This window comes from Rheinheimera sp. MM224 (genome assembly GCF_947090785.1).
GTDB lineage: Bacteria > Pseudomonadota > Gammaproteobacteria > Enterobacterales > Alteromonadaceae > Pararheinheimera.
Map to the genome: position 1 here is coordinate 2,503,630 of NZ_OX352320.1, position 12,692 is coordinate 2,516,321.

The 12,692-nt window shown below is 46.8% G+C and carries 11 protein-coding genes; all 11 read right to left on the bottom strand.

Annotation, left to right across the window (positions count from 1 at the left end; all coding sequences use genetic code 11):
* Positions 1 to 15: 15 nt before the first annotated feature.
* Positions 16 to 738: an RNA chaperone ProQ gene (proQ, locus tag OM978_RS11780; RefSeq protein WP_264342416.1), complete on the bottom strand. Its 723-nt coding sequence runs from the start codon at positions 736 to 738 to the stop codon at positions 16 to 18.
* 6 nt (positions 739 to 744) lie between these two features.
* A complete protein-coding gene (locus tag OM978_RS11785) occupies positions 745 to 1,053 on the bottom strand; it encodes a hypothetical protein (protein WP_233007300.1) in 309 nt (102 codons plus the stop codon).
* Entirely contained in the window at positions 1,050 to 1,523 is a 474-nt protein-coding gene (locus OM978_RS11790) for a GAF domain-containing protein (RefSeq protein ID WP_264342417.1), read from the bottom strand. Before OM978_RS11790 ends, OM978_RS11785 begins: the two co-directional genes overlap by 4 nt.
* 107 nt (positions 1,524 to 1,630) lie before the next feature.
* Complete coding sequence (locus OM978_RS11795; protein ID WP_264342418.1) at positions 1,631 to 2,311, bottom strand: SIMPL domain-containing protein; 681 nt, start codon at positions 2,309 to 2,311, stop codon at positions 1,631 to 1,633.
* 64 nt (positions 2,312 to 2,375) lie between these two features.
* Positions 2,376 to 4,202 (bottom strand): M1 family metallopeptidase, encoded by a 1,827-nt coding sequence (locus OM978_RS11800; RefSeq protein WP_264342419.1) that lies wholly within the window; start codon positions 4,200 to 4,202, stop codon positions 2,376 to 2,378.
* Between the two features lie 14 nt (positions 4,203 to 4,216).
* Positions 4,217 to 6,043, bottom strand: a complete 1,827-nt coding sequence (locus OM978_RS11805) for a protein kinase domain-containing protein (RefSeq protein ID WP_264342420.1) — start codon at positions 6,041 to 6,043, stop codon at positions 4,217 to 4,219.
* A gap of 104 nt (positions 6,044 to 6,147) precedes the next feature.
* The gene (locus OM978_RS11810) at positions 6,148 to 7,719 is read right to left on the bottom strand and encodes a dihydrolipoyllysine-residue acetyltransferase (RefSeq protein WP_264342421.1); all 1,572 of its coding nucleotides are present in this window, start codon (positions 7,717 to 7,719) and stop codon (positions 6,148 to 6,150) included.
* A 10-nt stretch (positions 7,720 to 7,729) separates the two neighbouring features.
* Positions 7,730 to 8,707 (bottom strand): alpha-ketoacid dehydrogenase subunit beta, encoded by a 978-nt coding sequence (locus OM978_RS11815; protein ID WP_233007306.1) that lies wholly within the window; start codon positions 8,705 to 8,707, stop codon positions 7,730 to 7,732.
* Positions 8,707 to 9,891, bottom strand: coding sequence for a thiamine pyrophosphate-dependent dehydrogenase E1 component subunit alpha (locus OM978_RS11820; protein ID WP_264342422.1), 1,185 nt, complete (start codon positions 9,889 to 9,891; stop codon positions 8,707 to 8,709). Before OM978_RS11820 ends, OM978_RS11815 begins: the two co-directional genes overlap by 1 nt.
* A 289-nt stretch (positions 9,892 to 10,180) precedes the next feature.
* Positions 10,181 to 11,233, bottom strand: coding sequence for a succinylglutamate desuccinylase (gene astE / locus OM978_RS11825; RefSeq protein ID WP_264342423.1), 1,053 nt, complete (start codon positions 11,231 to 11,233; stop codon positions 10,181 to 10,183).
* Positions 11,234 to 11,357: 124 nt separating this feature from the next.
* Positions 11,358 to 12,638, bottom strand: a complete 1,281-nt coding sequence (locus OM978_RS11830) for an endonuclease (RefSeq protein WP_264342424.1) — start codon at positions 12,636 to 12,638, stop codon at positions 11,358 to 11,360.
* Positions 12,639 to 12,692: the final 54 nt, after the last annotated feature.

Genomic DNA, 12,692 nt, shown 5'->3' on the forward strand with positions numbered 1-12,692 from the left:
GAACACTCGTCTCTGTTAGGCCTGGAACAGCTTATCCCCTTGGGTTTTAATCACCATACCTGAGGCAAGCTGAACCACAACATCATTTTTAACTACTTCAAGTACAGTTGCAGGCACTGGTTTCAGCCCTACTTTTAACTGCACAGCACTGCCAACTTTTAATGTGGCCGTATTTAATGCAATAAGTTCAACCGCTTGCTCCTGAACCACTTTTTCTGTGGTCTGAGGCTTAGAGTTCAGTCTGGCCGCTTTTGCAGCCACAGTGGCCTTATTAGGCTGAGATTTTTTGTAAGCAGGTTTGTCAGTCTGAGCAGCTTTAGGCTGATCTTTTTGTTGTTCTTTATGCTTAGCACGCTCTGCTGCTGCTTTGGCTTTACGCACTTCAGCCGCTTTGGTTTTGCTTTGCTCTAAAGTTTCAGCAGCATGAGCGGCCTGCTGTTCATCAATCAGATCACCTGCCTGACCATCTAAATCAACGCGGGCAACACCCACTTTGACACCGGCCAGATAACGCCAGCTGGAGGTATACAGACGTAAAGCATGACGAATTTGCGTTTTGCTGATGCCATCTTCTTCAGACAACCGCTGCGCTAAGTCCTGAAAAATACCTATTTTCAGAGGTTTAGCTTCACCGCTTTGGCTAAAACACAGAGGAAACTTTTCGCTAAGTTCGGCGAGGATTTGTTTCACATCTTTGCCTGCAGGTTGAGCTTGGATTTGTTCAGTTGGGGTTGTCATGCAAAATTACTCTTCTTCATCAGCGGCATCGACTAACTTAATGCCTTCTTCTAATTGGTTATTAACGTAACAGATAGCCCAGTCGACCAGTTCATCCTCATCTGCTTCTAACAAAACTAAACTACCTCGTAGTTCGTTCCATATAGCGATAAGTAAATGGTCAATTTCGGCTGCTAAAATATCATCCGGAAAACGGCGCCAGACTGCGTGATAAATGGCGTTGATTCGATCTGCGACGATCTCTTCTTCACCTTCCCAGTCACCTACATCGGCAACCTGGAATAAATAGTCCTGAATATTGACTAAATCTTTCATAAAGTCCGTGCCAGATGCTGTTCAAACAGCTGAACCAGCCCAGCTAAACCTTGTTGGTCATCCAGATCAAAACGCGCCAGACTTGGACTATCAATATCCAACACAGCAATAATGTTGCCGTTATGACGCACGGGGAACACAATTTCTGAGTTACTGGCTGCATCACAGGCAATATGGCCCGGAAACTCATGGACATCTTTTACCAGTTGGATTTCGCCACTGGACACCGCTGTACCACAGACACCTTTGCCTACCGGAATGCGCACACAAGCAACTTTCCCCTGAAATGGTCCCAAAACTAAAACGTCATCCCTTAAAATATAAAAGCCTGACCAATTCAGATCAGGCATTTCATTAAAGAGCAACGCACTCAGATTTGCCATGTTGGCAATCAGATCTGTTTCGTCTTCGATCAGAGACTGTGCTTGCTGTTGCAGCAGCTGATAAAATTCTGATTTTTGCTCACGCATGAAATATAGGTTCTACCATGACTACGAAGGCCCCTACATTACTTGTTTTGTCGCTAAATTTAAACCTCTGCCACAAAAAGATTTAGTCACTTTTGTTCAATAAACAATCAATGACTGTTCATTTCAAACTCAACTGACACTTCTGCTCTGATATCGGTCTGACCAAAGCTGACTTCAGCACCATCTGCCATAGCGCGAGCCATCTTCATCACAGGTGCAGGAGCATAACCTTGTTCATTGATTTTTTGCGCAGAACCCAGGGTTAAGCCATTGGCTTTTGCTAATAAAGCTGCCTTGGTTTTGGCATGAGCAAAAGCTTGTTGCAATGCTTTTTGATACAACTCATCGGACTCGCTGACTAAAAACTCAGCCTGGTTCATCTGAGTTACACCTAAATCTGCAGCTTGTTGCAGCACTGTGCTATACAGCGATAAATCATCTAAAGACACAGTGATGTCGCGGCTAACCAAATAACGTTGTGGTAATTTGCGCTCAGGGTCATGCTGATAATCAGGTTGAATACGCAAAGGCGCATTATTCAGTTGCTCTTCCTTCACCCCCAGCTTACGCAGGGCTTTGGTTAAAGCAGCGACCTGATCATCAACTTTTTGTTTAGCATCACTGACTTTCTCAGAGGTCTGCTGAATTTGCATACTTAAACGCACGGCATCCGGTTTAGCTTGCATTACAGCAGAACCAGATACAGTAACGGTTTTTACCGCTGGCGTATCTGCTAAAGCGACAAAACTCATACTACAGACCAGAAGAGCTACTAATTTCGTTTTCATTTTTAAATCCTGTTAAATACGTTCAGCACAGACTACCCTGCTTAGCTGAACGTCCACTGAAAAATTAATTAAGCTTCAGTACCTTATCAACAGCTGACTGAGTTAAAGGATGATAACCAGCACGGGCTTTCTGGTACACAGTTTTAGCCCAGCTAAGCGTTTGTGGGCTTTGGCTGAGTTGCTGATACAAAGGCACCACAAACTTACGCCGTCCAACCTTGACTAAGAACTTTTCCAGCGCAGGTTGAGCTTGCGTATAGTTTTTTGCCAGCGCCACCTTAAACCAGGCTGTTGCGACTTCCGCATTTTGACTCTGGCTCAAGCCAAAGCCTTGATCCAGCTGCTGGAGCTGGGCCGTATCGACAGTAGCAGCCAATTGGCCGATAAAATGTAACCAATGGTGAATACTCCAGCTGTTTGTCTGTAAATCCGTCAGCTTGCCGCTTTTTTGCCATAAAGCCAGTTGTTGATCCACCTGCTTAAAGGCATCTGATTGCGGCGCAACAAAAGTGCTGGCCAGTCCAGGCTGATACAGCCATTCCAGTACTTCGCCCATAGAAACAATATCCGGGTCGTTCAGCAGGGTTTTGCGCATATAACGCAGAAACTTTTCGGTATCCATGCTTTGAAAAGCAAAAGTCTGGAAATAGTTTTTTAAGAACGGATCAAACACAGCACGACCAAAACGTTGCTCTAAAAATTGCAGGAATAACATGCCTTTGACATAAGGTACCTGCGAGAAGGCGTCATCCGGGTCACGGCCTGTATAATCCGTCACCAATAAAGTGTCTTTGGCATCGAGCTGATCCAGATCATTTTCTAAGTCCTGCACGGACAACTGACGCTCCAGCAAGGCACGCTCTGGCCCATACACCTGCTCCATAATGCGGTTTTCAACATAATTGGTGAAACCTTCGTTCAGCCACAGCTCGTGCCAGCTGCCATTGGTGACTAAATTGCCGGACCAGGAATGTGCCAGCTCATGAGCTATTAAACTAACCAGGCTTTTGTCTCCTGCTATCACAGTGGGTGTAATAAAAGACAAACGTGGGTTTTCCATACCACCAAAAGGAAAACTGGCCGGTAATATCAACAAGTCATAACGGCCCCATGGATACTCGCCATACATAGCGCTTGCCACTTGCATCATCTGCTCTGTATCAGAAAACTCAGCCACGGCTTTATCCAGCCAGACTTTTTCAGCATACACTCCGGTACGCGCTGACATGGCTTTAAATTCTAAGTCCCCTATCGCAAGAGCTATCAGATAAGCCGGAATAGCCTGAGGCATACGGAAAAAATAGTCGCCGTCTTTGTCGGTATTGGCACTGTTATCAGCCCCCATTACCGCTAGCAATTCTTTGGGCGTATGAATACGGGCCTGATAATTCAGCCGTACTGCTGGTGTATCCTGCAGCGGGATCCAGCTACGGGCATGAATAGACTGCGACTGGCTATACATAAAAGGCTGTTGTTTTTCACTGGTTTGCTCTTTGGTCAGCCATTGCAGCCCTGAAGCTTGTGGGCTGGTGTGGTAATAAATCCGCACTTTAGGAAATTGCGCAGGAAACTCAATGCGCAGCGCCTGGCCGTGATTGGGTGACTTATCACCAAAGCTGTGGCTCAGCTTCAACCATCGGCCTTCAGCGGATTGGCCCATGACTTTTTCAATACTCAGGTCGCGGCTATCAAGAATAAGCTCGCGCACATCAGGGTGATGCCAGTCCAGTTGCAGTTCGACAAAACCTGAAAGCTGTTTTTTATCAAAATCGGCCGTTAAATCCAACGTCAGCTGTGGATGACTGACTAACGCAAAGTTGCTGAAACTATGGGGATCACCAGCCTGAACTTTGGCAGCAAGGATAAACAGCAACAACAGGACAACACGCATTTTTTTCTCCGAAACTAATTCTTACGGTAATTCATAGGATTGGCAGGATAATAACAAAGTTCCTGCTGGCTCTGGTGGCTGAAATGCCGGGTATCTTTGTGCGGTAACTTCATAAAGCCGCCCACACCCTCACCGCTGATTAAAGATACTTTTGACAGAATACTCTGCAATAAAGCTGCAAATTTCGCTTCAGCTGCAGGTTCAAGCAAACGGTAATAGTTGTGTATTTTCATATACAAAGGGGTGACTTCAAAAATAATACAGCCGGTGTGGCGAATTAAATTAAGTGCAGCCAGGTCATCCATAATACTATCCGGCAACACCAGTTGCTCATCAGGGTCTTTACCATCTTCAAAATAACTGTGCTGAGCGCTGCTATCGTCCAGTTGGCTCTGGCCCAGCTCGTATTTAAGCGCCGTGCCTTCTGGCACCACAAAAGGCTGTTCTGTGCTGTCGCGCGCTATGTGAATGGTCTGGCGGGCATCAAATAAACAGGCTTTAAAAATCCCCACTTTGGCGATAGAACGCGCCAACTGCACTACATTATTGACAGCAACAGCAAAGGCTTTTTGCAGACGCTCGTCAAACAGATTGAGGCTGGAGTCAATATAAACCCCGGAACTTTGCCAATGGATAGCAATACCACCGACCACAGGATAACGACCTAAACGGCTAACAGCAGCCACAAAAGCTTTTTCGGTTTCCCCCATGCCCTCGAGGTAGTTTTTGTAATAACGCTCTAACTGCACGTCATCTATGTACTGGATACCTTCTTCATCACTGTGTTCACGTAAAAAGGATTTACGCGATGAGTAGACCACTGTGTCCAGCTCCTGTGCTTTGGTGCTGGTCCAGACCGGTAACACCGACTCTGTGCTTAGCAATGGCAAATCAGGTGTCACCAAATGATGTAATCGCGGCATAGCTTTTAAGAAATAATCACCGGCTTGCTGACGTAACAACAAATCATCCGCCAGCATGCTGTCGAGCATAGTGGCAAACTCCATCGGCAAACCCAGGCTTCGTGCAGGTATCGCCTTGCGGCCAAAACGGCAAGACTGGCCGGACGCCAGAGCATACAAAGTACTGGCGACACCCTGCTCATCAAAACGAGGGCTGGATAAAGCACCGGTTCGCTGCTCTGGACCAATAAAATACACATCCCCTAAACGGGCATTGGAGGTCTGTAAATCCGATGACATCAGCTGCATCACGTTAGTGCCAATGTAATGGCCTTCACTGTCGAGCTGGGCAAACACCGAAGAGCCCCAATCCACCAGACTGATTTGATTGGTGCTCTCGTCGTAGACAATATTTGAAGGTTTTATATCGCCATGCACTATAGGTGCAGTTTCGCCGTCTTTTTTATGTTGGCGCAAAGCCAGTAATAAACTCGCAAGCTGAGTGGCGATATCCAGCAATAATCGCACCGGCACACGACCGTGCTTCAGGCTGTATTGCTCCAGATCCACGCCTTTGGCGCGGCCCATCATTAAAATGCCCTGCTTTTTCACCAACTGATAAGTAAAAAACGGCGGCACATTCGGATGCGCAGCCTGTGACAACATATAACCTTCGTCAGCCAGACGCTCCTGAATATGAGGTGGTAAATTAATGCGGGAGAATTTAAACACCACATCCTGCTGCTTTTGATCAAGGCCGGCAAAGACAAAACCATAAGCGCCCTTGCCCACCAGCTCAATTTGACGATAACCCAGTTTCTCCAGTTCAGAGATACAAAGCGCCACCCAGTCTTTGAGCTTTTTAGCGTCATTGGCGTTTAGCAGGTAAACCGACTGCTCTTCGGGGATATAGAAGTTACGAAGCTGATGTTTATCCATATAGTTTCAGACAAATACCCTTAAAACGAAAAACCCGGATTACTTTCGATCATCCGGGTTTTGTAGCAAAGAACGGTGCCAATTACCAGCTATTCGTCAATGACTTAGACCATAGACAACAACATGGATGACGGTTGTTCCAGATAGCTTTTCCACAAGTTAGTGAAACGGGCTATGGTGCCGCCGTCTATGACGCGGTGATCACCAGACCAGCTGATTTGCATCAGAGAGCGGCCTTCCACTTCACCTTTGGCATTAAAACGTGGCAACAACTGAGTTTTACCCAGCGCTACTATTGCCACTTCCGGCTTATTGATAATAGGAGTCGCCACAGTGCCGCCAATGGCGCCAATGTTGGAAATAGTGATAGTGCCACCTTTCAGCTCTGCCGGGCTAACACGGCCTTCACGGGCGGCGTCAGTCAGTTTCGTCAGCTCTTGGGCAATTTGTACAATCGACTTGTTCTGACAGCCTTTGATATTTGGCACCAGTAAACCCACTTTAGAGTCGACCGCTATACCAATATTGTGGTCATCAAAATACGTCAGTTCTGAACAGTCGCTGTTGACCTGACTGTTCATAATAGGGAACTGCTTGATGGCCAGCGACATGGCTTTCATAAAAAACGGCATCAGAGTCAGCTTAATACCCTGCTTGGCATATTGATCTTTCAGCTGGCCGCGCAAAGCAATCAGCTCTGTTAAATCAATTTCTTCACAGTAGGTAAAGTGCGGGATAGTCGATACCGAATCCTGCATCTGACGCGCCATAGCCGCTTTAATGCCTTTGATAGGCTCAACACGACTACCGCCAGTGCTAGTCACAACAGCTGTGGCCGTTGCGGCTTTAACTGGAGTTGCGGCAACTTTGGCTACAGCAGAAGTAGCACCACCATTTGCATAAGCTTTGACATCGTCTTTATACACCCGGCCTTTGTCACCAGAACCTGGCACTAAGGATAAGTCGATGCTTAATTCACGGGCTAAACGACGCACGGCCGGGCTGGCTAAAGCTTTGCCATTGCCTGCTGGAGCTGCAGTTGAAGCTGCGGCGACAGAGGCTGCCTTCGCAGCACAAACCGGGGCAGCAACTGGCGCTGCAACAACTGCCGGAGCAGCAGTTGAAGCACCGGCTATTTCCTGTTGAAACAGCGGGCTATGTACTTTAGCAATTTCACCTTTGGCATAATGCAGCTTGACTACTTTGCCGGCATATTTGGCAGGTATTTGCACTAAAGCTTTGTCGGTCATCACATCACAGACCGGCTGGTCTTCGGCTAATACATCACCTTCTTTGATCAGCCACTCGACAATTTCACACTCAACAATACCTTCGCCTATATCAGGCAGAATAAAGTCTTCCAGCTGTTTGCCTGTAGCAACAGCGGCAGGAGCGGTTTGCGTCGTAGCTGAAGCAGGTGTAGCCGCAGGAGCGACACCGTCTGTGTCCATTTCAAACAAAGGCGCATGCACTTTGGCTATATCGCCTTTGGCATAATAGAGTTTAGTAACCACACCATCGTACACAGCTGGAATTTGTACTAAAGCTTTGTCGGTCATCACGTCACAGACAGGCTGATCTTCGGCGATACGATCACCTTCCTTCACCAGCCATTCAACGATTTCACACTCGACTATGCCTTCGCCAATATCCGGCAGAATAAAATCTTTTTTCATCTGGCTATCCTTAGAAATTAACCGAGCGTTTTATCGCTTCGTAAGTTTTCAGATGATCGGGCACATATTCTTTTTCCAGTGCCAGCGGGTATGGAATATCCAGACCACAAACCCGTTCAATCGGGCTTTCCAGATGCAGGAAGCATTTTTTCTGAATGGTTGATGCAATCTCAGCTGCAAAACCACCCGTCAATGGCGCTTCATGGTTAATAACTAAACGGCCGGTTTTCATTACCGATTCAGCCACAGTGTCGACATCCCAAGGCTGAATGCTACGAAGGTCAATCACTTCACAGGAAATGCCTTCAGCTTGTGCCATATCCACAGCTTTTTGGATAATTTCCATCTGCGCACCCCAGGCTAATACGGTGACGTCTTTGCCTTGTTGCAGCACTTCGGCTTTGCCTAATGGAATTTCGTAATACTCTTCTGATACTTCGCCCACAGAAGCGCGGTACAGTTTCTTAGGTTCAAAGAAAATCACCGGATCCGGGCAGTTAATAGCTGCTAATAACAAGCCTTTGGCCTGAGCAGGATCGCGTGGAACGACAATTTTTAAACCTGGTGTATGAGCAAAATAAGCTTCAGGTGACTGGCTGTGGTAATGACCACCCGCAATACCACCACCGTATGGCGTGCGGAATACTAAACCACCAACATTAAACTCATTGCCTGAGCGGTAACGGAACTTAGCCGTTTCATTCACAATTTGGTCAAAGGCTGGAAAAATGTAATCAGCAAACTGAATTTCAGCCACAGGTTTCATACCCTGAGCCGCCATACCGTTGGCAAAACCAGCGATACCCTGTTCAGTTAAAGGCGTATTAAAACAACGGGCTTTACCGTATTTTTCCTGCAATTTGCTGGTCGCGCGAAATACGCCACCAAAGTGGCCGACGTCTTCACCAAAACACAATACACCATCGTCTTTGGCCATGGCTAAATCTAAGGCGTTGTTGATCGCCTGTAACATATTCATCTTAGCCATTATTCAAATCTCCCCGCCGTCACCGGATAAGCATCCGGGTACTTTCTGATATGTGCTTTTAGTTCTTCTAATTGTTCGTTTAACAGCGGAATTGGTGTTTCGTACACATCACTCATCAGATGTTCGATACCAGGCTTGGCCACTTTTTCTGCCACTTTTAGTGCATCCAGAATTTCCTGACGCAGCGCGTCGGACTTAGCTTTATCAGCTTCTTCGTCCAGCCAGCCTTGTTTCACCAGCCATAAACGGAAACGGGAAATCGGATCGTTTTTACGCCACATCTCCTCTTCTTCTTTAGAGCGGTAACCACTTGGGTCATCAGACGACGAGTGCGCACCTAAACGGTAAGCGATAGATTCAATTAAAATCGGCTCTTCGTGTTCCAAAGCATAGTCACGAGCCATTTGAGTGGCTTTGTACACAGCCAGAATATCAGCACCGTCGACACGAATAGCTTTGATACCGTAACCTACACCACGACAGGCAATACCATCGCCTTTAAACTGCTCGTTGGCAGGCGTTGAAATGGCATAACCGTTGTTACGGCAGAAGAAAATCACTGGCGCTTTATGTACAGCGGCCATATTTAATCCGGCGTGGAAGTCACCTTCAGAAGCTGCACCTTCACCAAAATAACAAATGGTGGTGTTTTTCAGTCCGCGTAACTTTTGCGCATAAGCGTAACCACTGGCCTGAGGAATTTGCGTGCCCAGCGGTGATGAAATTGTCATGTAATAAATGTTTCTGCTGCCGTAATGCACTGGCATCTGGCGGCCTTTACCTAAATCTTTTTCGTTGGAAAACAGCTGATTCATAAACTGTTCCAGACTAAAACCACGATAACGCAAAGCGCCTTGTTCACGGTACTGCGCCATAATCATGTCTTTATCATCCAGTGCAGCAGCACTGCCGACAGTGGCGGCTTCTTCGCCTAAACACTGCATATAAAAACTGATACGACCCTGACGTTGAGCGGCCAGCATACGTTCGTCCAGTATGCGGATAAACTGCATGCTGTCGTACATTTTAAGGGCTGTGGCTTGGTCGAGTTGTGGTACTTCAGCACCAGGGTAAATAGAACCGTCATCCTGCAGGATGCGCAGTGTAGGAATTTGTAACGCGTGACCGCTGGTAAACTCAGCTGTGTGCACTGTAGAGATGGTTGCGTTATTGGGGTTAGTCATAGGTGTCTCTTTTGGTTGTATCCGTCAGACTGTGACAAACATCGGCGCAATACGGTGGCTTGGTGACCACTCTTGGTAAATGAATTGCGTTTCCCCGTTTGCCCTGACCATTATTTTTGTTTTACGTGTTTTATTCAGTATGGCTATTTTCTTCTATTTTTCGGCCGCAACTTTACCTTTACGTAAACTGCATTGCAACCAGAGGCACAAATAAAAACAGCTGGTCCATGCACTAAAGTGTGGCCAGCTGTCAGAGTTTTTGTACTCTGCCAAAGCATTCGCCAGTGGCTTAACTCACTTTTCCAGCCACTGAAACAGGTTTTACCATCAGCATTGCGCGCTGACCAATAGCCACTTTAGGGTTAGGGAAAATAATAGCTTCACCTTCCACTTCCACTTTGTACTCAACGCCCTCGTCACTCGCAAGAAGAGTACCGACATCAAAAGTAGTGAAGTTTTCAATAGTGTCGGCAAAATGCAACTTGAAAGCTTCTGTGGTTTTATTGATAGAACGGCGCACTTCATAGAGGTTAAAATCGGCTTCATTAAACTCTGTGGTATGAAGATCGCCGCCTGAAATTAAAGCCCTGAGCGCCGATGCAGCCTGAGTAAAACGGCTCATATCGTTTTGACCAAAAGGCCGGACTTTCCCCAGCTCAATGGTAAAACCATGCGCCTTGCAGCTTTGGGCGGCAAAATAACTAAAAGTACTGGCGGGAGTTTGCATCAGAAGCACTGTATTAGCACCGCAGGCCTTCAAAAACTCAAATTGGGCTTTGCTCCAGTTTTCACCATGTAGAAATGGATACACAGCAAATTTCTCAAAACGAGAACCGCGAATAGCAGTGTGCAGATCATAAAGTTTACGCTCACGTAAATCTTGCGGCGCTTCGTCGAAAAATTTCAGCACATAGGTTTCTAACTTTTTCGCCCGCTCGCGCTCAGCGCTTTGTACACCAGGCTCTTTACTGTGATGGCCAGAGAATAAGCGATTGAGGTTATCCTGAATTTCCCGCACTCCAGCATTGATAGCCGGTGGATTACCAAATAAAAACAGCACCCGCTCTTTCAGTAGTAACTTTTCGGCTAATACGTCATTTAACAGCTCGGAACAAAGCTCAACTGGCGCAGTTTCATTACCATGTACACCACTTGAAAGCACTATATCCTGCTGGCCAAACTGCTTAGGCTGGCAATAGATCACACCTGTATCCCAAATCTGAATTTGTGTGCCGTTTTCAAGTTGATAGCTGGCAAAGGGTAAAAAATCAGCATGGGCTAAGGTGAGCTTTAAAAAATCAGGGTGGTGCTGCAATTGCTGCAACAACTCTTCAGGCTTCATAGATGCTCCATAGGCTAGCGCTTAAACGCTTTTTTAAGTTGCCCTATTCTAGCTTGTGGCCTGAAACACTCCAAGCTGCTTTTCATTTGAAAAAGCAGCCTGGCATTCGAACTACTCTCAGATACTACAAACCGCAGCTGGCTCCATAAATCGACTGCGCCCATTGTGGGTTGTCGATAAAAGGATTGCGGTTTTGTTGCCACTCGTAAATGCGGTTATTACGACGGGACTCAAAACTATCCACCGGATCTTGTATATGCCATTGCAACAATACACACAATTTGCCCATTTCAGGCGCTGAACTGCCGGTAGGTGCAAAGTTACGTAAAATCAGGTTTGGCGTGCTGGTTTCATCGCCCCCTTCGTAGCGCACATCCATATAAAACATCATACGCGCGACATCACCTTTGACGGCATTACGTGGCTCAAAGCTGTCGCTGTCAGTTTTGTTTTCCGGCGCTTCAGTCAAAGCTGTGCCGCCTAGATCAAAGTCTTTGTTGCCGCGACTGGAGTTAATAGACACATCGGCAGGTCGCAAATGATGGATATCGGTGTAAGCGTATTGGCTTTCACTGGGGAAACCATGGCTTTTGGCCCAGACATGCTCACGATTCCAGGCATCCAATGAATTGGTTTGGCCGGCGCGGAAGGTTTTTGCTTCAGAGCGACCAGCATAAAGCAGGATCACATTATTGGTATTATTTGGGTCTTCATCTGTATAGGAAAGCGCATCCCACACCTGACTGTAAGTTAAGCGGACGTGACCCCGTAAAATGCTGTTCAGCGCAGCTTTGAGTTCGCTGCCAGATTTGCCCACTGCGGCTGCGTAATAAGTGGGTAAATTGACAACAGGTGGAGTGCCACCTCCTGTATCGCCACCGCCACTGCAGGTTGCAGTAAATACGCCGGTGCCAGGATTACCTGAATTGGCAGACACCACCCAATCTGAGGCCAGATTATTATCTGTGGTTTTATTGCGGCTAATGGATTTATCAACAGCATTGATGGACCAACCGGACAAGCCATTTTCCCAGCCCACCGCATCAACTTCTGTGCTGCCATTTCTTAATTTGACGTAATCGCCACTGTTACCAAAAGCCAGGGATAAACCAGCTAGCTCTGGTGTTTTGCCATACAGGCTTTGCATGGCTGCACTGTTTTTTGCCACCAGAAAATAGCTGCGTGGCGCCACTGTGCCAGACAAATTAAAGCTGCCGCCGTTATCCTGCAGGTTATAGCCTTGCAGATTAATGGCAGTGCAGCTGTTGTTATAAAGTTCGACAAACTCTTCAGTGTTGTCATTAGTTGGAGCGTCATACAACACTTCAGTGATCAGCAGATTGGCAAAGCTGGCACCGCTGTATAAGGCTGCAGTAAGCAGTGATAAGGTTGTGATCTGTTTCATTATAAATCCTGTAAGTTCTTGTTATTGTTTGAGGATCTGCATCCTGCCCCCAGA

Excerpts from the sequence above, each read along its gene's own strand:
- proQ (WP_264342416.1), bottom strand. The coding sequence starts at position 738 with ATGACAACCCCAACTGAACAAATCCAAGCTCAACCTGCAGGCAAAGAT.
- OM978_RS11810 (WP_264342421.1), bottom strand. The coding sequence starts at position 7,719 with ATGAAAAAAGATTTTATTCTGCCGGATATTGGCGAAGGCATAGTCGAG.
- OM978_RS11785 (WP_233007300.1), bottom strand. The coding sequence starts at position 1,053 with ATGAAAGATTTAGTCAATATTCAGGACTATTTATTCCAGGTTGCCGAT.
- OM978_RS11795 (WP_264342418.1), bottom strand. The coding sequence starts at position 2,311 with ATGAAAACGAAATTAGTAGCTCTTCTGGTCTGTAGTATGAGTTTTGTC.
- OM978_RS11800 (WP_264342419.1), bottom strand. The coding sequence starts at position 4,202 with ATGCGTGTTGTCCTGTTGTTGCTGTTTATCCTTGCTGCCAAAGTTCAG.
- OM978_RS11790 (WP_264342417.1), bottom strand. The coding sequence starts at position 1,523 with ATGCGTGAGCAAAAATCAGAATTTTATCAGCTGCTGCAACAGCAAGCA.
- OM978_RS11820 (WP_264342422.1), bottom strand. The coding sequence starts at position 9,891 with ATGACTAACCCCAATAACGCAACCATCTCTACAGTGCACACAGCTGAG.
- OM978_RS11805 (WP_264342420.1), bottom strand. The coding sequence starts at position 6,043 with ATGGATAAACATCAGCTTCGTAACTTCTATATCCCCGAAGAGCAGTCG.
- OM978_RS11830 (WP_264342424.1), bottom strand. The coding sequence starts at position 12,638 with ATGAAACAGATCACAACCTTATCACTGCTTACTGCAGCCTTATACAGC.
- astE (WP_264342423.1), bottom strand. The coding sequence starts at position 11,233 with ATGAAGCCTGAAGAGTTGTTGCAGCAATTGCAGCACCACCCTGATTTT.
- OM978_RS11815 (WP_233007306.1), bottom strand. The coding sequence starts at position 8,707 with ATGGCTAAGATGAATATGTTACAGGCGATCAACAACGCCTTAGATTTA.